The sequence below is a fragment of the Candidatus Pantoea communis genome, from assembly GCF_011752685.1.
GTDB lineage: Bacteria > Pseudomonadota > Gammaproteobacteria > Enterobacterales > Enterobacteriaceae > Pantoea > Pantoea communis.
Window position 1 is genome coordinate 75,532 of the sequence record NZ_VWXC01000012.1, and the last position, 19,032, is coordinate 94,563.

Consider the following 19,032-nt stretch of genomic DNA (forward strand, 5'->3'; position numbering starts at 1 on the left):
GCGGCGCGCTGTGAGGGTTTAATGCCTTAAACGATAGATATCAGCAAAGTACAGATAACCTTTCCTGGCGCGCATCTCGTTTAGCCGTGTTTTTTCACTCTCGGTCAGAATGGCGCTGCCCAGCAGTTCATCGACAAAAGCGTCCCGGACATGGACTTCCATATACCAGTCACCGGTGTAGCAATTCTTCCAGGCACCTTTATCGATATCCTTCGCTTTGTACGACGGATTGACATGGAAGAAGAAGAAGAAATTACACACCGCAAAAATCAGAATGCAAACCACATATTCGATGGTGCCGAAAGAGTCGGAGTACAACAGCAGCGCCATGGTAAGAACAAACAGTATCCACATCAGGCTGAATAAACCGGGATAATTTTTGATAAAGGAGATATCAAAGTAGGGGCGGTCATTACGCTGCTCTTCTACGTTGATTCTATCCAGCTCGGTTTGTAGTCGCTCATCCAGTTGATTACTCATGCATTCACCTCAGTGGTTTCCTTATCCATACTGCGCCCGCGCGAGTCTAACAGATAACCACCACGATTTTAGCCTAACCTTGATGGTGATTAGGGGAATTATCTGTGGGGAAGAGAATGGAGTATGAAACCGTATTGGCATTCTGGTTTAACGCGCACCATGAAAGCTATTGGTTCAAACAGAATGACGGGTTTGATGAAGCGATACGAGATGGTTTTTATAATAGCTGGGAAGCGGCTCGTCGCGGTGAGCTATCGGCCTGGCGGAAAGACATTCGGGGACGATTGGCAGAAGTCATCGTGCTGGATCAATTCTCCCGCAATCTTCACCGGGACAGTGCTCTCGCCTGGCAGCAGGATGGCATGGCGCTATTGCTCGCGCAGGAAGCGGTGAAAATTCCGGGCTATGCGTCACTGAACCTGGATGAAAAAGGCTTTCTCTTGATGCCCTGGATGCATGCCGAGTCTCGTGTTATCCATCAACAAGCCGAAGTGTTGTTCGATGCGCTGAAAGGATCGTCTTACTATCAGAGTGAGTTAGAGCATCGGCAGATTATTGAAGTGTTTGGTCGCTATCCACATCGGAATCAGCGCCTAAATCGCCCATCAACGCCGGCAGAGCAAGCGTTTCTTAATGAGAGGAAACGCTCATTTTATTGACTCACCATCTGCCTCTGCTATTGGGATGGGGCATACATGGACAAAAAAAAGCCCGCTAAGCGGGCGGGGTAATTAAACCAAGGAAAAATTCTCGTAGGCAACGCATTGCTGTGTGTTGCGTCACTATATTAGCAACGATAAGTGACCAGTACATAAAATGATCGATGATTAAATTTTGCTGATTTGATAAAGGTTATATTTGTGACGAGCGTGTTATTTTGATGTTTACAACTGCACGCAAAATAGGCGTTGAAGCGCCTTTTTCCCGGCTGGTGTGACATTTATCTCTCGATAGCCTGCCGTGCGGCTTAGCCATTGTTTATCAATTAGCAGACTAAGAAGCGCGGCTCCCGCTGCGCCACCGAGATGCATGCGGCGTTCACTCCAGTCGAGGCAGGCACAACAAGGTTTACGTTTACTACGAAGATTTCGCTGCATGCCGATGCTCTCTAACTGCTGCCGGCCTAAGGGGGTAAGAGCACTACCGTCGGCAACAACCCATTCGTTTTATTGCATAAAACTGTATATCTCAACCGCCAGTTCACCTGCCAAATGATCATAACAGGTGCGGGCATGGCGCAGATGGCTGGGTGTAGCGGAAACCAGTGCTCGCTGTGGCTGCATCGATACCCCCATAAGGGTTTCAAGCAGGTGCGCAATATCGCTGCCCGCCAAACGGAAATAGCGATGGCGGCCCTGAGATAAACACGTGACAAGGCGGGCATCCAGTAGTTTGCCCAGATGTCCGCTGGTGGTGGAAGCGGCGATATCGGCGACGCCGCTTAATTCTGTGGCTGTCCAGGCACGGCCATCCATCAGCGCGCACAAAATGCTGACACGCGAAGGGTCGGCCAGAGCGGCAGCCACAGCAGACATCGCCTGCTGCAAGCCTTGTTCCGCCGTCTCATTGGTGATTTTGGGGCTGCTACGGCTTGCCATGCGGTGGTTACCTCTGCTGCACGTTCAGGATTATCGGTAATCAGGATCAACTGGTTGTTGTGGTCACTGTATTGAAGCTGAATGTTAACGCCATTTCGTGCTAGCACGTCAGCAATTTCGCCAAGCTGTCCTGGTCGATCCTGTTTCAGCTTGCGGATCAGCGGCTGTTGTACTGAAACCACCTGAAAACCGGCCGCCATGAGCACTTGTCTGGCTTGCTCCCCTTGCACAACTAAAAAATGCGCGTGACTTTGTTCACCCACCGTGAACACGCCGCCTCCTTCAAGTCCTACACCATGCTTGCCAAGGGTCAAACCTAATGCGGCTAACTCGCCTGGGACATTATTGAGCATCACGTGAATATCAAACATGTTGGCTTGCCTCGTGCGCATATTCCCGCAGTACAGCAGCGATACGGATGTGGTAGAAAGAAAACAAGCAGTTTCGACCTTCCTGTTGAGCTTTTAGGTGCGAGATATTTCTCTTCCATGCCAGCACGGCCTCTTCGTTTTCCCAGTAAGAGAGGGACAGGATCTTTCCAGGATCGTTGAGGCTTGAAAATCGCTCTACTGAAATAAATCCAGGCAAACGGGTAAGTTGAGATTTCAGTTGTGCGGCGAGTTCAAGATAGCGGGCTTGGTGCTCAGGTTGGGTGCGTGCTTCAAACAGGACAGCAATCATGGTTCAGCTCCATCAGTCAGTGATGGCAGCAGTGTAGCGAGTGGAGATGAAGATGCTTCGGCGAACAACGAAGTATGGCGCAGCGCGAGTTCGCTGCGCCAGCCCACTCATCCCACCCAGCTTGACTGACGGATGACGCGACAAAAGTTCATTGGTGAAAAACCAGGCTGCTTATCGGCAATGACATCGGCTTTGACATTGCCGAAGGTGGTATCAGGCTTGTTTTTAATCCCATCGTAGAAAGCCTGAATAATCTCCTCCTTAAATTGGGCTGGGCGTGGATGCTGTTCTACCACGGCTTCACGCTCCGCATCGCTGAAGTGATCATAGTTGATGCCCAATACATCCATTTCCACGCCAGCGGTGACTAACGCAATTTCCGGGGCCATAAATTGCGGAATGCCCGGGGTGGTATGCAGCGCAATCGCGGTCCAGACTTTATCGATATCGGCCTGCTCTACACCATACTGTTGCAAGAAATCGCGCGCCGCATTGGCGCCATCCACCTCAAAGCGTTTGTCGCAGCTGCAGTGTTCGTGCGTCAGGCCAACATCATGGAACATACAGCCGACATAAAGCAGCTCAGCATCCACCTTAAGATCTAAGCGGCGTCCTGCGAGTGCGCCCCAGTAATAGACGCGGCTGGAGTGGTGAAACAGCAAATCGGATTCGGTATCACGGACGAACGTCGTCGCGTCACGGGTCATTGCAGTATCGGGAATAGTGATGCCGTTAATGGAAAATTTCATGGGAGGTTCTCCGCTCGGTTAAGTTGCAACCAGCTTAATGCCGAGGCAGAATGTCTTAAATAAGCTTTTTGCGACCTTTTAAGACATTAAGACTTTTACAGACGGGAATAGCGCATGAATCACCATCTTGCGATTTTAGCGGTGCCGGGGGCGCAATTGCTCGATGTCTCTGGACCGTTGGATGTGTTTGCCGAAGCTAACCGACTGCTCAATCGTGCCGTTTACCAGCTGCAAGTCATGTCACTGGAAGGGGAACATATTTGTTGTTCCTCGGGCGTGCGCCTGATGGCGGATATCACACTGCACGATATCCAGCAAACTGACACGTTTCTGATCGCGGGGGCACCTGAGGCGCGGGATATGCAGCTAACTGCGCAGCAAACCGCTCGTCTGATTGAGCTATGCCATCACAGCCAGCGCTTTGGCTCGATTTGTACCGGTGCGCTGCTGCTGGCACAAACCGGGTTGCTGAGTGGTAAAAAAGTGACGACCCATTGGGCCTGCGCTGACGCACTGATGGAACAGGTACCGGATGCGCAGGTGGAGGCCGATGCGCTTTATATCGCAGATGGACGATTGCGTACCGCCGCTGGCGTCACGTCGGGGCTCGATCTTGCCCTGAGGTTGGTGGAAGAAGATTTGGGGCGCGAATTGGCTCAGGATATCGCTGCCAATTTGGTGATGTTCTTTCAACGGCCAGTGAATCAAGGGCATTTTGTTCGCAAACAACCACTTTCGCTGGGTGGGCGCAGTGCGTTTCAGGAGATGCAGAGATGGGCTTTGGCCAATCTGGCACAGGTGAGTTCACTCGATGATCTTGCCGCACATATGCAAATTAGCACACGGCATTTAGCGAGGCTTTTCCGTCAGCATATGGATGTACAGGCGGGCAATTGGCTGGAGAATGCGCGAATTGAGCAAGCGCGTAAGTTGCTGGAAGCAGGATCAATGCCGCTGAAAGCCATTCCGGCCGCCTGTGGTTACCGCAGTAACGATGTTCTACGACGGGCTTTTGTTAAGGTGACGGGCATGACGCCATCGATGTATCGTAAGATGTTTATGCGCTAGCGGCGCGGCTCTTAGCGCATGCATGAGACGTCAATACTGGCAATATATTGCGTCGCTACGTTTCATGAGTAGAAGAGGCGTTGAGCACCTTAGCGGCGTGATTTATCACGCGTATTCAAAGCCAGGGTGGCACTGGAAGATGCGCAATAAATGTGGCCGCTACGGTTGGTGTGTATTATTTATTCCGGCCAGTTATCCAGAATGCGCTGACGTACTTCTTCCGGATAGCCTTGCGCGAACGAAGCATGCAAATGGCGCTTAGTCTGTAAGGTGTCAAACACGACTTTGGCGCCTTTACCGGCAACGTACTCGGCCTCGTCATAGCACTGCGGCAGGCGAATGACACGTTGATCATCAAATACGGCACGACGACCGACTGGATGCACGCGCGTTGACAATGCCCAAACCACTTCACGCAGGTTGGTGGGATCAAAGTCATCATCCACGACATATACTTTCGGGATAAATACCATCGCATCGGTTTTGAACAGCACTTCACCAATGCGTTGGGCCAACTCTTCACTGCTGACACCCGGCAGCAGTTCGCGCCAGTTTTCTGGCATCACCACCAGCAACCAGTGCACGGTGGAATCTTCCGGAATCCAGGTGGTTTTGATCGGCAATTCCGCTTCACGCAGATAAGTCAGTGCATCCGCCGCTAAGCCCATTGCCCACAAGGTGTGCGATTCATCGGTGGGGCGGCCGGTGATCGACATCGGCCAGATCGGATCGTCGCGATGGGTAATGGTTTCCACGTGGAAAGTGGGCTGAGCCGAAGAGCCTTCGCCCAGATAGCCGCCGTACTCGCCGTAGGGGCCTTCCTGACAATCGCGCTCAATCGAGACATGGCCTTCAATTACAATTTCGGCTGTTGCGGGCACATCAAGATCGAGGCTAATGGCTTTCACTACCGGCACCGGCTCTCCCGCAAGTGTACCAATGTAATCGGCTTCATCCGCGTGGGCTGGGATCGGAATCCCGGACACACATGAGATCGCCGGCGCCGGACCTTGCACCAGGGCATAAGGCATCGGCTCACCGCGTGCTACCCACTGTGTCCAGATCTGACCAATATGCTGACTTGGTACAATCAGACCAACCATGCGCTTGCCATCCACCTTCATCACGCGGGCAATAGACCAGTTGACCCATTTTCCATCCGGGGTTTTCACAATCAGCGTGCCCCAGGTGTTGGCGTAACGACCACCGTCTTTGTCATGAGCGAACGGGATAGGGAAGCGGTCAAGATTCGCCGCATCGCCACGTAAAATATTCTGCTGGCATTCTGCCTGAGCAGACTCAACGCGCACAGGCGGAATACCGGGTTTAAAGCGGGCAGCGGACAGAGCTTCGATAATCTCCGGGCCGCTGGACTCAGGGGCTAAGCCCAGTGACATCGCGACGCGTGCGTAGGGCATATCGCTGCGCGACGATAATGCCCCAGGCGCACCAAACAGACGAAAGCCCGGCGCGACACCGGCGACCTTGTGAAACAGCGGCGCAGGTGACTGGATTTCATAGCTGCGGCGCGTGATGGCGCTGGGTTCGAAATCACCATCCACTTCACGCTGCACGTGCATGATGTCGCCCATTTCATCGAGGGCAGTGATAAAGCTGCGTAAATCGCCGTAATATTTCATCAGGCTCTCCTTAAGCCAGGGTAGAACGTGGACCCGTCCAGCGGTGGGTAATGTCATTATCCAGGCCGAACTGATCAAGAATGCGAGAAACGGTGTGGTTAATGATGTCGTCAACGGACTGCGGGTTGTTGTAGAAAGCAGGCATTGGCGGCAGCATCAACGCGCCCGCGCGGGTGAGCGCCAGCATGTTTTCCAGATGAATGGCGTTGAGCGGCGCTTCGCGAGGCACCAGCACCAGCTTGCGTTGCTCCTTGAGCGTCACGTCAGCAGCGCGCGTAATCAGTCCATCGCCATAACCGCTGCGGATACCCGCCAGGGTTTTCATGCTGCACGGCACCACGATCATGCCATCCACGCGAAATGATCCGCTGGAGATGGCCGCAGCCTGATCGTGTTCGCTGTAAGTCCTGGTCGCGAGGGCAGCGACCTCCTGTACACTGTAAGGTGTTTCCCTTTGGATGGTGGCGCGCGCCCATTTGGAGATGACTAAATGGGTTTCGACTTCAAGTTCACGCAACGCAGACAGCACGCGGACGCCGATTGCTGCACCCGTTGCGCCAGTCATCCCGATAACTAGCTTCATATGTATCCCGAATTATTATATAGTTTAAGCTCAAACTGTTTGTGTTCGAACTATAAGTTTGACGATTTAAGGAGTCAAGTGCACCGATGTCACAAAATCCTGACTTAATTCTTGCCGCCCCCTTGTGGCCGCACGGCGATTGTTCGTTAATGCACCTTGTAAGGCGTGCCGGACAACACTCGACTTTTTGCTGGTCTCAATGTGTGGATACCGGCCTGTCAGCCGTGCAATACGCGATTCTGGTGGTACTGGCTGAGGAGTCAGCCTGTGATCAGCAAACGCTGGGTCAGCGTGCCGGGTTTGATAAAGCCACCGGCACCTATGTTATTGATCGCATGAATAAAAGCGGTTTGCTGAATGTAGTGACAGATGTGAACAACCGTCGTCGTAAACTGGTGTCGATGACCGCAGAAGGGGAAGTGATGCTGAATCGTATGATTGAGCAGGCAAAAAGCGCGGAGAAGATGATCACCACCGGCCTCAACAGCCAGGATATCGCCGATCTGAAGCGCTTATTAAGCAAACTGGGTGGATTGCAGGAACCTGAATAACATGCCGCAAACAGCTTTCGCCGAGCAACCTGGCGAACCGAAACCGGATCTCACCATCGGCTTTTTGCTGATGAAAAGTTTTACCCTGGCCTCCGTCGCAGGGCTGGTAGAGTCACTGCGTTTTGCGGCAGACGAATCGTTTACCAGTCGCCAGATCTTTTGTCGCTGGGAATGGATGACTTGTGATAACCAGCCGATCACAGCCAGCTGCGGACTACCGGTTTCGCCTACGGCTGACCTCGATTTCAGCAAGAACTGGGATTACTTTGTGCTGGCGGGAGGCTTACTGGAAGAAACACGCCAGTCGCCACCGTGGCTGTTACAGGCACTTCGCGACTTACATGCGCGTAATATTCCCATCATCACGCTGTGTAGCGGCGCCTTTGTCGCTGGCAACGCAGGCCTGCTGGATGGGCGGCATTGCGCCATTCATTTCACCACGCGTGATGAATTTCGCCTGCGATTTCCGAAAGCGATCCCGGTCATCGACAAGACCTACATCAAGGATGGTGGCATTATTTCCTGCCCCGGCGGCACGGCGATCGATCTCGCTGCCGATCTGATCCGCCAGCATTGTGGGCTAGTGCGTTCACAGAAGGTCTTAAAGTATTTGCTGGTGGAAGAGCCCGCTGCACCGGTCAAAAAGACACAGCAAAAGAACACGCTTAACGAGCCGGATGTGTATGAAAACGAGCTGGTGAATAAGGTCATCGAATTTATGAAACATCACCTCGATTCGCCGGTTCCGCTGGCCGATGTAGCCGAATTCGCAGGCGTCTCTTTCCGCCAGCTCAATTTGATTTTCACCAAATGCACCGGTTACTCGGCGGCTGTCTACTGGCGACGTATGCGGCTGGAGCTGGCGCGCAAGTTGATGGCGGACTCCAGCAACAGCATCAATGCGATTGCCACTGCGACAGGATTTGCCGATGCTTCACATTTGATTGCCTGGTTCCGTAAGCAGTATGGCGAAACGCCCAGCTCCTTTCGTAAACGGCGGCGTGTGGTGGAGAGATTGGTTAAGGAGTAGGGGCCGAAATGGCCCCTTTTTACTTAGTGCGAATGCTTAGAGAGTTTGCCAGAAACGGATGGCGCTGGTCTTTCTTCCTCCAGTGAGGCCGCATCATCCAGATTGCGCGATGCGGTTTCCGGTGCCAGGAACCACGACACGATCAGACCGATAAATGTAATGCCTGCAGCAATGTACATCGTGGAACCAATGCCGATGGTTTGCAGTGAAATCGGCACCAGATATGTTCCCACCGCCGCGCCAATGCGCGACATTGAGGTGCCAATGCCGACGGCTCCGGCGCGAATTTCAGTCGGGAAGATCTCATTTGGATAGACCAGCTGCAGCACCTGCGCGCCGCCGATAAACAGGGCGTAAGCACCAAACATCAGCAGGATGATCATTGAAGGGCCATCACGCAAGGCACCGAGTAACAGCAGTGCCAGACCTGACCACAAGAAACTGTGCAACAGCAACTTACGGCGTCCCAGTGAGTTCACCAGGCGCGTGCCGATCATGCAGCCCACCACGAACAGCAAGGTAATGGCGATGGAACCGTAAGATGCCCAATCACCACTGAGATGTAGCGCCTGCAAAACTTTGGGTGCAAAGGCATATACGGCGAACACCGGAATAACCGAGCAGGTCCAGAAAATGGTCACAAACGCCATGCGTTTGCCATAACCGGAATGCAGCAAGCTACCGAATGACAGGTGATTGTTTTCAGGTTGTGGGGGCAGGTTCTTTAGACTAAAGCGGTCGCCATAGACGCGGCGGATAACGGCTTCTGCTTCCTGATGTCGTCCTTTGCTAATCAGCCAGCGCGGTGATTCAGGTGTGCCCATTCTGACAATGAAGAGCAGCGCGCCGATGACTGCGGTGCTCGCCAACGTATAACGCCATGCTTCTACACCGCCAAAATTCAGCAAAGCTTCACCCACCAGATACGCGGTGGCCGCCCCGGCAAACCACAGAATGGTGAGCGTGGCGAGGCAGGGGCCGCGCGACTTCTTCGGCATAAACTCAACCAGAAAAGCGGTAGCAACCGGGTATTCAATGCCCACGGCGACGCCCGTCATAAAGCGTAAGGCAAAGAGCGTTTCTCCGCTTTGTACCCAGAACTGCGCCAGCGAACAGACAATAAAGAGGGTGGGGCCGACGAAGTAGATCATGCGGCGACCCAGGCGATCGGTCAGTACGCCACCCATGAAGCCACCAAAGAAAATCCCGATCAGGGCGGAAGCCGCAATCAGACCTTCCCATAATGGGCTGAGACCCAAGGCCGGCGACACTTTCGTCATGGCTATACCAATAATACTGAGCACATAGCCATCGACGAAAGAGCCGCCGCCTGAGCGCACCGTTAATAAGCGGTGGAAACGGCTGATAGGAACATCTTCAACAGACATGTTATTGGACATGTTTTACTCCTGTTTCTTTTCGGCGTGAGGGAACTTCACTACGCCAATGCGACTGAATTAAGCACAATCTGCGATGGGTGCTTAACATCATCAGGACGCCAGATAAATTTAAACCTGTAGCGGTGATTAAAATGTTATTCAGAACAGAAATTAAAAAAGAAGTGCATCGATAACGCTAACGGGATTGTTTCATATATCATTTCCTCCGGTGCAGGATAGTCGGATAAATACAACTGAGAGCTTTATCATTTTGATGTGGCTTTTTTGCGGGAGGCGACCATGCCTCCCGAAGCGTTATTCAGAAATCTTACTGCTGACACTTTTGGTAACCACGGTACGTGTTGACCACCAGCAGACTAACGACCCAAGACTGACCATCGCCGTGCCTTGCCAAAACGACAGGGTAAGGTGCGAACTGAGAATAAAGGCCGCTAAAATCGATGAAATGATCGGGATAAAGTAAGAGGCGGCGGCTAATACCGTCACATTGCCATGCAAAATGCCGACGTTCCACGCCGCGTAACCGAATCCCATTGCCATCGCCGCCAGCGCCAGTGAAATCCACGTATTAAAAGAGGGTGCAAATTCGGGTTGCGGCGAAATGAGGTATTTAACCCATAATGTTAATGCTGTTAAAACAAAGAACAGCGTAATACCGTTATTACCGTTGGCAATTCTTTTGGTGACCACGCAATAAATGGCCCAAATGATGGCGCCGGTAAATGCCAGGCCATAGCTCAGCGGGTTTTCCATTATATTGTTCGTCATTTCACTGAGCGAAAATCCTTGATCGCCACCCAGTACGCGACATATTCCTGCCACGGCTAAAATCACACCAGGAATAATCAGCGGGCTGACTTTTTGCCGGTTAACAATCACCGCCAGCACAATCGTCATACTTGGCCATAGATAATTCACCATGCCCACTTCAATCGCTTGCCGTCCGCTATGGGTAAACCCGAGTGAGAGCGACAGGCAAAGTTCGTAGCAGACAAACAGCACGCTGCCGATAATCACATAGCGGCGGGGAAATTTTTTCAGGTTGGGAAATCCCACGCTGAACAGCAGCAATATGGCACTACAGCTGTAGATCAATGCCGCCCCAGCGATCGGACCGAAGCCTTCGCTAACACTTTTGATCAATCCAACAATCGCGCTCCATAACAGGATGGCAATCAAACCTATGAGCGTCGCTTTCTTTTGGGGCATCACCCGCTACCTCTTCTACACAATGTTCACCTGAAATGCCGGTGCAAGCTTACCTGTTAAATTCAGGTTAAAACCAGCATAAAACTATGCCGCCTGACGCACAGTGTAAATACTTCAAAGGGGACGATAGTTATGGAATGTGATCGTTATCTGAATTCATTTAGAAAATTATTACGTCACTAAAAATAATTTAAATTGTTGATTAATAATGAATATAAATTAATTCCTGGTAGGAATGTTCCATCTAACAGTATTTCCTTTGTATTTTTCACGTATACAAAAAACTTATCCCGATTGACCTCTCTCCATGCGATATGCAAATTGTTAACAAACGCAACCATACGGCGTTGCATTTGGTCCTGAATTCACCTGGAGATTTCGTGATGACATTTGAAGGTATCTACACCCCGGCAATTACCCCTTACGCAGCAGATGGCAGCATTGATTTCGCGGCGTTCGCCAACGTCCTCGAATCGCTGATCGAAGCGCGCGTGCACGGCATTATCATCGGTGGATCAACCGGTGAGTATTATGCACAAAGCGCGGAAGAGCGTCTGTCTTTGGTTGAACATGCACGTAAAGTGATTGGCAACCGTCTGCCACTGATTGTGGGTACTGGCGCGATTCGCACTGAAGACGCGGTGGCTTTTGCAACCCACGCTCGTGAGCATAAAGCCGATGCCATTCTGGTGACGTCACCGCCGTATGCGCTGCCAACCGAACTGGAAAACGCCCACCATGCGCTGACCGTTGACAAGGCCGCTCAGCTGCCGATCATGCTGTACAACTATCCGGGCCGTATGGGCATCTCCATGGGAGAAACTTACTTCCGCGAAGTGAGCCGTTCGAAAAATGTGGTGGCGATTAAAGAGAGTTCAGGCGACTTCAACAATCTGCATCTGCTGGCCTGTCAATTCCCGAACATCGCGCTTTCTTGTGGTTGGGATGATCAGGCGCTGGAATTCTTCGCCTGGGGCGCGCGTAGCTGGGTGTGTGCGGGCTCTAACTTCATTCCACGTGAGCACGTCGCGTTATACAACGCCTGCGTCGTGGAAAAAGATTTCGATAAAGGACGTAAGATCATGGCTGCGATGATGCCACTGATGAACTTCCTTGATGGTGGCAAGTTTGTGCAGTCGATTAAATACGGTTCTGAACTGGCAGGCCTGAAAGCAGGCCCGGTGCGCGCACCGCTGCAGGCACTGGAAGAAGAAGAGAAAGCGCAGTTGCAGGCCGTGATCGACGGTGTGAAACGCAATGTGGCAGCCGTTGCAGTGCTTTAAGGAGTGCGCATGAAACAGGTACAAACGCTGAGCGATGTGGTGAACGTGGCGCGAGAACTGCGGTTCCCGGATCAGGCGTTCATTAACGGACGTTTTACTGCGGCGGTCTCCGGCAAAACACTGGAGACCACCAATCCTGCGACGGGTGAGATTCTGACGCACATCGCTGCTTGTGAAAGCGCGGATGTGAACCTGGCGGTACAGGGCGCACGTAGCGCGTTTGAGTCAGGCAGCTGGAGCCAGCTTTATCCCGGCGAGCGCAAAGCCGTATTACTCAAGCTGGCTGACTTGCTGGAGAACGAAGTCACGCAACTGGCGGTAATGGAAAGTCTCGACAGCGGCAAACCGGTTAGCGAATGCCTGGCAGTGGACGTGCCAGAGACGATTCACGTGATTCGCTGGCATGCGGAAGCCATCGACAAGCTGTACGACCAGACCGCGCCGACCGGCAACGGGGCGATGGCGATGATCGTTCGTGAGCCGATGGGTGTGGTGGGCTGCGTGCTGCCATGGAATTTCCCGCTGCTGATGCTGGCGTGGAAAATCGGCCCAGCGCTGGCTGCTGGCTGCTCGGTGATTGTGAAGCCGGCGGAGCAAACTTCGCTAACGGCATTGCGCGTGGCTGAACTGGCGCATGAAGCGGGTATTCCAGCCGGCGTGCTCAACATCGTCACCGGTACCGGGAAAGAGGTGGGGGAACCCATCGGCCTGCATCCTGATATTGATATGGTGAGCTTCACCGGTTCAACGGCGACTGGACGCCGTTTCCTGCACTATTCCGCGGAATCGAATCTGAAGAAGATTGTGCTGGAATGCGGCGGGAAAAACCCGGCGCTGGTGTTCGATGATGCCGAAGATCTGGCCAGCGTTGCCGCCAATGTGTTAAACGGCGCATTCTGGAATATGGGTGAAAACTGTTCTGCAACTTCCCGACTGCTGGTGCAGGAAGGGGTTAAGGATAAACTGCTCGCTCAGATCGCGGAGCAGATCGGTGAATGGCGCATGGGCAATCCGCTGGATCCAGAGAATCGTCTGGGCACCATGATCACCACCGATCATTTCTGCAAAGTCAGTGACTATCTGAAAACCGCGCGCAAAGAAGGATTACGCATCATTCAGGGCGGATTCACCGATCGCGGTATTTACGTGCAGCCGACCATTGTGGATGGCGTGACGCCGAAAAGCGCACTGTTCCGCGAGGAGATCTTCGGGCCGGTGCTGTGTGTCACCACCTTTAAAACGGAAGCCGAAGCCATTGCACTGGCAAATGACACTGATTACGGTCTGGCGGCATCGGTTTACACTGGCAAACTAAGCCGTGCTATTCGCGTATCACGTGCAGTGCGTGCGGGAACGGTGACGGTTAACTGTTTCGGTGAAGGTGATGCAACCACGCCATTTGGTGGTTATAAACAGTCTGGTTTTGGTGGACGTGATAAATCTGTATACGCACTTGATCAGTACACCGAGCTGAAAACCATCTGGATTGATGTGCCTGCTGAGTAAGCTTAATGCCCGCCACGGATGGCGGGTATGCCCTGGAAATAGGATAATTCTCTGCAGATGACGACTCGTTTTTTTCTTCTGTAACTCCTTGTAATATCATCATTCCCTTTTCTGTGATCCACCGCAGAATGCAAAAAATATCCCATAATTATTTTTGCTGTATACACACTTTTTCTGTAGGTTAAGCAGGAATCGCATGCGGAATGTCATCACAGGAGGTCACTTTGAGATCGGGAAAAGCAGCGTTATACGAAGATTTAAAACGCCTAATTTTGACCATGGAACTGGACCCAGACGAGTTGCTGGATGAAGCCAGCCTGACGGGACAATACGGTTTATCTCGCACGCCTGTGCGTGAAGTTTTCCAGCGACTGGCAGGAGAGGGCTACTTAGAAATCGTCGAAAAACGCGGCGTGCGCGTCATCCCGATGAGCCATTCCACATTGCGCAATTTCTTCCTCGTCGCACCGATGATCTACGCCGCTACCGGTCGCCTGGCGGTACAGAATTTTAAACCTTCCCAGCTGAAATCGCTGAAAGAGACGCAAAAGCGCTTCCGTAAAGCGGTGCAGACGCGTGATGCCGAAGCGCTGGCACTGGAGAACAATCGTTTCCATGAGATCATGGGCGAGATGGCTGCCAATCCCTATTTACAGCCTAGCCTGGGGCGCTTACTTATAGACCATTGCCGCATCGGCCACACCTTCTTCCGCCCGCAAAATGAAGACATGGAACGGCGCCTGCAGTTAGCTGCCGAACATCATGATGCCTTTATCAGCGCGATTGAAGCGCGTGATGAGCAGAAGGTGGTGGATCTGGTGTTCGAACATTGGGAACTGTCACGCGAAAATATGGAAATCTTTATCGCGCCGCAGGGGTTAAAAGCGGACGATCTGGTGCAGTCACAGGAAGGGGATAAGCTGTAGTTTCAGGGTTGTCGATTTTGATACGATAAGGCGGCCTTATGGCCGCCTTGAAATGCGCAGAGTATTTTTAAACAACAGGGCTTACTCGTTGCCCCATTCATTCAAAAAATTGGCAATCTCATCGATTCGCACCGCTTGAATACCCGCTTCACGGGCCATCTCTTGCTGCGACTCTTCGCTAATCTCTTCGTTATTGCTAAGACGAGTCAGTAACAGCTGGAAGTAGTGCGCCAGTGCATCGAGTTCTGCTTCGCTCACATCGTGTTCAGATTCCGACGCGTATTCTTCGGCAATGTCATAATACTTCAGTGGAATATTGTTATTCATTATCAGCTCCCCTTTAAACTTTGAGCATTTTCACTGCGGCATCAATGTCGATCTCATCTTCAGTAAAGATCAGCGTCGTCCCCTGGAAAGTGGTCACCGCCAGTTTTTTTACTGAGCGCATTTCATCAGGTTTAACGTCAGTCTTAGGTTTGATGTTGTTCATCAGAAGGCCCACCGACAGTACGGTGTTTTCTTTATCAATGCGGGTATCAACCGGCTCTTCTTCACTGTAAACCACGAAGGATTTAATCGATGTGAGCTTCAGACGCTCACCGGCGATAAAGATGTATTTGCTTTCCGGTATTACTTTCACCGAAAAGGCCGATAAACCTTTGTTATTGGTGGTCGGTTCGAACGTCACTGCCGCGTCTTTTTTAATCAGATCAGGGTTGGCGACCTTAATCACATGGAAATAACGGTTGTCTCCGTTTTCATCTTTGATAAATCCAAAACCTTTGTCTTCAAACCAGGTTGTGATCGTTCCGTTCATCGCCATTACCGCCTACTTAATCGTTAATCTAATCAGTTTTTTGCAGCGCGCAGTGTAAAGCACATTGCCTGCGCAGACTACGCCTTTGCTGTAAGTCTGGACGATAAATTTCTGCTGTGCGAGCGCGAGCCTGTGAGAAGAGGGCAAAATTCGTCAGCCCGCTGAAAATTGGTTATCATCCGCTCCCACTTCCCAGCCTGGCAGTCCGATGTCCACCATTAACGATACCTTTATAGCTCCGCCGTGTTCTGAAGAGATCTCGATTCTCTATCAGGATGAGCATCTGGTATTGATCGATAAACCCACGGGGCTGCTCAGCCTTTCAGGTAAAAATCCGCAAAATCTGGATTCCGTGCATCACCGGTTGGTGAAGTTATTCCCCGGCTGCACCTTAGTGCATCGCCTCGATTTCGGGACATCCGGATTAATGGTGGTGGCGCGCAACAAAGCGATCAACGCCTTGTTGTGCCAGCAGTTTAGCCAGCGCAGCGTGACTAAAATTTACACGGCGCTATTGTGCGGACATCTCAACCATAATGAAGGGTTGATTGACGCCGCGATAGCAAAAGACCCGGCGCTGTTTCCGTTGATGTCGATTTGTGCCGAGACGGGGAAACCTGCGCGTTCGTGCTATCAGGTAATAGAACGCTTAACTCGTGAAGGGGATAATGGCGTGTTATTGCCGGTTACGCGGGTGCAGCTATTGCCAGAGACGGGCCGCACCCATCAATTGCGTATCCATTGCCAGCAATTGGGCCATCCGATTCTTGGCTGTGATCTGTATGGAGGATTGCTGCAGCCGGGTACGGAAAAAACACCCCGGCTGATGCTGCACGCCAGTGAATTGCATTTTGTCCATCCCATTAGCGGGGAGAACATCACTGCGCGTCATGCCAGCCCGTTTTGACACGGGCGGCATTCATTACCACATCAAATCATCCGGCACTTTGAAGTCCGCGTACGGATCGTCTTCATCCTGCTCTTCCTGACTCAATGCACTGTTCAACACAATGCTATCTGCGTCACGCTGGGCAATTTTATCAGCCACGCTGGCGGGAATAATCGCGTATTTGCTTTCGCCACTGCTATCCGCAGCCAGGCGCGCAATCGCCAGACGGCCATTGATCAACTGTGTTTGCGTGGTCTTATCCACACTGATCTTTTTAATTAAGTTGCTATCGGTGAAGTTGAAATCAATCGTCCCTTTGGCAACGGTGATCGCGTTCATTTCGATCAGTTGCTTAACCTGTGCTTTGTACTCTTTGGACAAAGTGGCTTGCTTCTGCTGCTCACTTAGCTGCTTATCACGCTCAATTTGCGCTTTTTTATTCTCTTCCACCGCTTCGCGAGCTTCACGTGCCTGCACACGAGACTTCTTGGCAGTGCGCTGCACTTTGGCCATTTTCTTGGTGGAAACTAATCCAGCTTTGAGCATCTGCTCTTGTAAAGTGAGTTTTGTCATCTTCGTCTCTAAAATCCGTTAAAACCTGGCCGGATTATACCTGTAATACGAAGGCTGATCACGGCGAGGTTCGAGATCCTGATAAATCGTCGTATCAGCGCAGGAGTAATGCCAGCAAGGCAATCAGAGCGGGAAGGGCCTGCACATAGAGAATTTTTCGACTGGCGGTCATCGCGCCGAAGATTCCGGCAATCAACACACAGATGAGGAAAAACAGAGTGACAGACACACCGTTTTCTCCCAGCCATAACCCCCAGAGTAAACCCGCCGCCAGAAAACCGTTATAAAGGCCCTGATTGGCCGCCAGCACTCGGGTTTCGCGCGCAAAGTCGACGCTGAGTTTGAAGGCTTTCCGGCCGGTTTTCGTCTCCCACAGAAACATCTCCAGCACCAGAATGTAGATATGAATCACGGCGACGAGAGCAACAAGGATATTGGCTAACACGGAATTCCTTAATTGAGTGTTCTTTAGATGTATAGAAAGTTTAAGCCAGATTAGCGCCGGTTATTTTTTGCGGAAAAAAAGGCTAGTGATGGCGGTTAAAACCCCAATGAACGGCATCGTTATAGCCCCCGCCCGAAAATTGTGCTGGTCTATGCGTTTTTCTTTACGGATGTCATCAAAGCGAGAAAGTGCTGCCTTTTCATCGGCCGCGCTGACTTCTTCAAACTGTTTTTCGAATCCCTGACGGGTTAACAGAGTTGCCCTCACATTATCTGACTTTTGCAGCGCCGCGATCTGGTTTCTTTTTTTATAAAAACAGTATTCAGGCATTCGATATTCCTTATCAAAAGAGGTAACAGCAACTTATCAGCAGTCGCGAATGTGTACCAAGCTTCTAAAGCGTTTTTTTCATGAATATGCGACTTGAGCCTTCCGGTAGACAGGCAATGCGGCCAAACTCCTCCCAGCCGTGTTTTTTATAAAACTCAGGAGCCTGAAAACTAATGGTATAGAGAAAAGCGGAAATACAGCCTCGATTTCTGCCTTCTTCTTCAGCATGTGTAAGAAGTTTTTCTCCTAAACTTTTCGATCTCAGTTCTGAGGGCAAATACACCAGATCGATGAACAGCATCCCAAGATAGGTGCGACCAAGTATTCCACCCAGGACTTTTTGTGAGTCATTGCACCTGATAACCACAGACAGAGGGGAATGGTCATTGTAACCTGCTATCTCCATATTAAAGGCCGACAGACCAGCATCTATGGGTTGTAAATGTTCGGGCTCAATAACGGCAGATACTTCAACAGATAAATTGTCCATAAATCACCTGGTAGGTCAGTTTAAATGCCTTTTAATTTCATGATTAGGTCCGGGCTAGAATAACGAACATCGCCAGGACATTGCATTAGCGTTTTCGTCATAAATCACAGCTATTCACAATGCAGTTATCTTACCAAACCCTTTTACCCCAGGACCAGAACAACGCTTGCCATGATGATACCTGATGCGGCCCCAACCCTCTTTCCCAGGCCCGCAGCGGATTACAGTACACCAGCGGCAATTGTAGTCATGCTTGTTCGAGGTTCGCCAGGATTCACTGATTCAACACAGCGGAAACAGCGCACTCTTCTTGCTGAGGGTTTTGCGCTATATTGGCAGCACTAACACCCGAATATCTCTGCTAAACAGGTAACATTGGCAATGGCTCTGATCCCGAAAAACTATGCACGGCTGGAAAGCGGCTACCGTGAGAAAGCATTAAAAATCTATCCTTGGGTTTGTGGACGCTGCTCACGTGAATTTGTTTACTCCAACCTGCGTGAACTCACCGTGCATCATATCGATCACGATCATACTAACAACCCGGAAGATGGCAGTAACTGGGAGTTGTTGTGTCTCTTTTGTCACGACCATGAGCACTCTAAGTACACCGAAGCTGACATGTACGGCACCCGAGTGGTGGCCGGGGAAGATGCGCAGAACGATGTAGAAGCAGCAACCTATAATCCCTTTGCTGATTTAAAATCGATGTTAAATAAGAAGAAATAATCGGCACTGATCATTGATGCTGCCAGCATGCCGAACAGAGGCTGGCAGCCTTTAC

General features: G+C 51.4%; 22 protein-coding genes and 2 pseudogenes. 9 read left to right on the forward strand and 15 right to left on the reverse strand.

Annotated features, from left to right (window positions below; translation table 11 throughout):
• Positions 1–18 precede the first annotated feature (18 nt).
• A complete protein-coding gene (locus F3J37_RS16595) occupies positions 19–480 on the reverse strand; it encodes a YlaC family protein (RefSeq protein ID WP_160834236.1) in 462 nt (153 codons plus the stop codon).
• 116 nt (positions 481–596) lie between these two features.
• Between F3J37_RS16595 and F3J37_RS16600 the strand changes: the two genes are divergently transcribed.
• The gene (locus F3J37_RS16600) at positions 597–1,139 is read left to right on the forward strand and encodes a DUF924 family protein (RefSeq protein WP_166934541.1); all 543 of its coding nucleotides are present in this window, start codon (positions 597–599) and stop codon (positions 1,137–1,139) included.
• Between the two features lie 225 nt (positions 1,140–1,364).
• Here the strand turns inward: F3J37_RS16600 and F3J37_RS16605 are convergent.
• The 4 genes and pseudogenes from F3J37_RS16605 to F3J37_RS16620 all read right to left on the reverse strand — a co-directional run bounded on the left by F3J37_RS16605 (position 1,365) and on the right by F3J37_RS16620 (position 3,508).
• A pseudogene (locus F3J37_RS16605) lies at positions 1,365–2,078 on the reverse strand (ArsR/SmtB family transcription factor).
• Positions 2,072–2,449, reverse strand: a pseudogene (locus F3J37_RS16610) (amino acid-binding protein); the annotation flags it as partial. The pseudogenes F3J37_RS16610 and F3J37_RS16605, both read right to left, overlap by 7 nt.
• On the reverse strand, positions 2,442–2,759 hold the full coding sequence (locus tag F3J37_RS16615; RefSeq protein ID WP_166934543.1) for an antibiotic biosynthesis monooxygenase family protein: 318 nt from the start codon (positions 2,757–2,759) through the stop codon (positions 2,442–2,444). The pseudogene F3J37_RS16610 and the gene F3J37_RS16615, both read right to left, overlap by 8 nt.
• A 107-nt stretch (positions 2,760–2,866) precedes the next feature.
• The gene (locus F3J37_RS16620) at positions 2,867–3,508 is read right to left on the reverse strand and encodes an HD domain-containing protein (RefSeq protein ID WP_160867518.1); all 642 of its coding nucleotides are present in this window, start codon (positions 3,506–3,508) and stop codon (positions 2,867–2,869) included.
• 114 nt (positions 3,509–3,622) lie between these two features.
• Here F3J37_RS16620 and F3J37_RS16625 point away from each other — a divergent pair, with 114 nt between their 5' ends.
• Positions 3,623–4,576 (forward strand): GlxA family transcriptional regulator, encoded by a 954-nt coding sequence (locus tag F3J37_RS16625; protein WP_166934545.1) that lies wholly within the window; start codon positions 3,623–3,625, stop codon positions 4,574–4,576.
• A gap of 179 nt (positions 4,577–4,755) precedes the next feature.
• Here the strand turns inward: F3J37_RS16625 and F3J37_RS16630 are convergent, their stop codons facing one another.
• On the reverse strand, positions 4,756–6,216 hold the full coding sequence (locus F3J37_RS16630; protein ID WP_166934547.1) for a UbiD family decarboxylase: 1,461 nt from the start codon (positions 6,214–6,216) through the stop codon (positions 4,756–4,758).
• Between the two features lie 10 nt (positions 6,217–6,226).
• Entirely contained in the window at positions 6,227–6,799 is a 573-nt protein-coding gene (locus F3J37_RS16635) for a non-oxidative hydroxyarylic acid decarboxylases subunit B (protein WP_166934549.1), read from the reverse strand.
• A 203-nt stretch (positions 6,800–7,002) separates the two neighbouring features.
• Between F3J37_RS16635 and F3J37_RS16640 the strand changes: the two genes are divergently transcribed.
• A complete protein-coding gene (locus F3J37_RS16640; protein ID WP_255478943.1) occupies positions 7,003–7,350 on the forward strand; it encodes a MarR family winged helix-turn-helix transcriptional regulator in 348 nt (115 codons plus the stop codon).
• A gap of 1 nt (position 7,351) precedes the next feature.
• The gene (locus F3J37_RS16645; RefSeq protein ID WP_166934551.1) at positions 7,352–8,380 is read left to right on the forward strand and encodes a GlxA family transcriptional regulator; all 1,029 of its coding nucleotides are present in this window, start codon (positions 7,352–7,354) and stop codon (positions 8,378–8,380) included.
• A 23-nt stretch (positions 8,381–8,403) separates the two neighbouring features.
• On the opposite strand, the gene F3J37_RS16650 is transcribed toward F3J37_RS16645, so the two are convergent.
• Both F3J37_RS16650 and yddG read right to left on the reverse strand, forming a co-directional pair.
• Positions 8,404–9,780 (reverse strand): MFS transporter, encoded by a 1,377-nt coding sequence (locus F3J37_RS16650; RefSeq protein WP_166934553.1) that lies wholly within the window; start codon positions 9,778–9,780, stop codon positions 8,404–8,406.
• Between the two features lie 294 nt (positions 9,781–10,074).
• On the reverse strand, positions 10,075–10,989 hold the full coding sequence (gene yddG / locus F3J37_RS16655) for an aromatic amino acid DMT transporter YddG (RefSeq protein ID WP_166934555.1): 915 nt from the start codon (positions 10,987–10,989) through the stop codon (positions 10,075–10,077).
• Between the two features lie 383 nt (positions 10,990–11,372).
• On the opposite strand from yddG, the gene F3J37_RS16660 reads away from it, so the two are divergent.
• From F3J37_RS16660 to F3J37_RS16670, 3 genes are all read left to right on the forward strand, one after another.
• Complete coding sequence (locus F3J37_RS16660) at positions 11,373–12,272, forward strand: dihydrodipicolinate synthase family protein (protein ID WP_097119095.1); 900 nt, start codon at positions 11,373–11,375, stop codon at positions 12,270–12,272.
• A 9-nt stretch (positions 12,273–12,281) separates the two neighbouring features.
• Positions 12,282–13,778, forward strand: coding sequence for an aldehyde dehydrogenase (locus F3J37_RS16665; RefSeq protein WP_166934557.1), 1,497 nt, complete (start codon positions 12,282–12,284; stop codon positions 13,776–13,778).
• A gap of 203 nt (positions 13,779–13,981) precedes the next feature.
• Entirely contained in the window at positions 13,982–14,704 is a 723-nt protein-coding gene (locus tag F3J37_RS16670; RefSeq protein WP_255464784.1) for a GntR family transcriptional regulator, read from the forward strand.
• A gap of 81 nt (positions 14,705–14,785) precedes the next feature.
• On the opposite strand, the gene F3J37_RS16675 is transcribed toward F3J37_RS16670, so the two are convergent.
• Positions 14,786–15,031, reverse strand: coding sequence for a DUF2543 family protein (locus F3J37_RS16675; RefSeq protein WP_058960931.1), 246 nt, complete (start codon positions 15,029–15,031; stop codon positions 14,786–14,788).
• 13 nt (positions 15,032–15,044) lie between these two features.
• On the reverse strand, positions 15,045–15,527 hold the full coding sequence (locus tag F3J37_RS16680) for a cold-shock protein (protein ID WP_166934561.1): 483 nt from the start codon (positions 15,525–15,527) through the stop codon (positions 15,045–15,047).
• A gap of 202 nt (positions 15,528–15,729) precedes the next feature.
• Between F3J37_RS16680 and F3J37_RS16685 the strand changes: the two genes are divergently transcribed.
• Positions 15,730–16,428 carry an RluA family pseudouridine synthase gene (locus F3J37_RS16685; protein ID WP_166934563.1) on the forward strand — a complete coding sequence of 233 codons (699 nt, stop codon included), beginning with the start codon at positions 15,730–15,732 and terminating at the stop codon, positions 16,426–16,428.
• Between the two features lie 15 nt (positions 16,429–16,443).
• Here F3J37_RS16685 and F3J37_RS16690 read toward each other — a convergent pair whose 3' ends face one another.
• The 4 genes from F3J37_RS16690 to F3J37_RS16705 all read right to left on the reverse strand — a co-directional run bounded on the left by F3J37_RS16690 (position 16,444) and on the right by F3J37_RS16705 (position 18,248).
• Positions 16,444–16,983 carry a DUF2058 domain-containing protein gene (locus F3J37_RS16690; RefSeq protein WP_166934565.1) on the reverse strand — a complete coding sequence of 180 codons (540 nt, stop codon included), beginning with the start codon at positions 16,981–16,983 and terminating at the stop codon, positions 16,444–16,446.
• A 94-nt stretch (positions 16,984–17,077) separates the two neighbouring features.
• The gene (locus F3J37_RS16695) at positions 17,078–17,428 is read right to left on the reverse strand and encodes a DUF1304 family protein (RefSeq protein WP_166934566.1); all 351 of its coding nucleotides are present in this window, start codon (positions 17,426–17,428) and stop codon (positions 17,078–17,080) included.
• Between the two features lie 60 nt (positions 17,429–17,488).
• The gene (locus F3J37_RS16700) at positions 17,489–17,758 is read right to left on the reverse strand and encodes a hypothetical protein (protein ID WP_166934568.1); all 270 of its coding nucleotides are present in this window, start codon (positions 17,756–17,758) and stop codon (positions 17,489–17,491) included.
• A gap of 64 nt (positions 17,759–17,822) precedes the next feature.
• Positions 17,823–18,248 (reverse strand): GNAT family N-acetyltransferase, encoded by a 426-nt coding sequence (locus tag F3J37_RS16705; RefSeq protein ID WP_166934570.1) that lies wholly within the window; start codon positions 18,246–18,248, stop codon positions 17,823–17,825.
• Between the two features lie 381 nt (positions 18,249–18,629).
• On the opposite strand from F3J37_RS16705, the gene yajD reads away from it, so the two are divergent.
• Positions 18,630–18,977, forward strand: a complete 348-nt coding sequence (gene yajD, locus F3J37_RS16710) for an HNH nuclease YajD (RefSeq protein ID WP_034824111.1) — start codon at positions 18,630–18,632, stop codon at positions 18,975–18,977.
• Positions 18,978–19,032: the final 55 nt, after the last annotated feature.

Bases quoted from the DNA above. Each gene is read 5' to 3' on its own strand.
- F3J37_RS16595 (WP_160834236.1), bottom strand. From the start codon at position 480: ATGAGTAATCAACTGGATGAGCGACTACAAACCGAGCTGGATAGAATC.
- F3J37_RS16600 (WP_166934541.1), top strand. From the start codon at position 597: ATGGAGTATGAAACCGTATTGGCATTCTGGTTTAACGCGCACCATGAA.
- F3J37_RS16615 (WP_166934543.1), bottom strand. From the start codon at position 2,759: ATGATTGCTGTCCTGTTTGAAGCACGCACCCAACCTGAGCACCAAGCC.
- F3J37_RS16620 (WP_160867518.1), bottom strand. From the start codon at position 3,508: ATGAAATTTTCCATTAACGGCATCACTATTCCCGATACTGCAATGACC.
- F3J37_RS16625 (WP_166934545.1), top strand. From the start codon at position 3,623: ATGAATCACCATCTTGCGATTTTAGCGGTGCCGGGGGCGCAATTGCTC.
- F3J37_RS16630 (WP_166934547.1), bottom strand. From the start codon at position 6,216: ATGAAATATTACGGCGATTTACGCAGCTTTATCACTGCCCTCGATGAA.
- F3J37_RS16635 (WP_166934549.1), bottom strand. From the start codon at position 6,799: ATGAAGCTAGTTATCGGGATGACTGGCGCAACGGGTGCAGCAATCGGC.
- F3J37_RS16645 (WP_166934551.1), top strand. From the start codon at position 7,352: ATGCCGCAAACAGCTTTCGCCGAGCAACCTGGCGAACCGAAACCGGAT.
- F3J37_RS16650 (WP_166934553.1), bottom strand. From the start codon at position 9,780: ATGTCCAATAACATGTCTGTTGAAGATGTTCCTATCAGCCGTTTCCAC.
- yddG (WP_166934555.1), bottom strand. From the start codon at position 10,989: ATGCCCCAAAAGAAAGCGACGCTCATAGGTTTGATTGCCATCCTGTTA.
- F3J37_RS16660 (WP_097119095.1), top strand. From the start codon at position 11,373: ATGACATTTGAAGGTATCTACACCCCGGCAATTACCCCTTACGCAGCA.
- F3J37_RS16665 (WP_166934557.1), top strand. From the start codon at position 12,282: ATGAAACAGGTACAAACGCTGAGCGATGTGGTGAACGTGGCGCGAGAA.
- F3J37_RS16670 (WP_255464784.1), top strand. From the start codon at position 13,982: ATGTCATCACAGGAGGTCACTTTGAGATCGGGAAAAGCAGCGTTATAC.
- F3J37_RS16675 (WP_058960931.1), bottom strand. From the start codon at position 15,031: ATGAATAACAATATTCCACTGAAGTATTATGACATTGCCGAAGAATAC.
- F3J37_RS16680 (WP_166934561.1), bottom strand. From the start codon at position 15,527: ATGGCGATGAACGGAACGATCACAACCTGGTTTGAAGACAAAGGTTTT.
- F3J37_RS16685 (WP_166934563.1), top strand. From the start codon at position 15,730: ATGTCCACCATTAACGATACCTTTATAGCTCCGCCGTGTTCTGAAGAG.
- F3J37_RS16690 (WP_166934565.1), bottom strand. From the start codon at position 16,983: ATGACAAAACTCACTTTACAAGAGCAGATGCTCAAAGCTGGATTAGTT.
- F3J37_RS16700 (WP_166934568.1), bottom strand. From the start codon at position 17,758: ATGCCTGAATACTGTTTTTATAAAAAAAGAAACCAGATCGCGGCGCTG.
- F3J37_RS16705 (WP_166934570.1), bottom strand. From the start codon at position 18,248: ATGGACAATTTATCTGTTGAAGTATCTGCCGTTATTGAGCCCGAACAT.
- yajD (WP_034824111.1), top strand. From the start codon at position 18,630: ATGGCTCTGATCCCGAAAAACTATGCACGGCTGGAAAGCGGCTACCGT.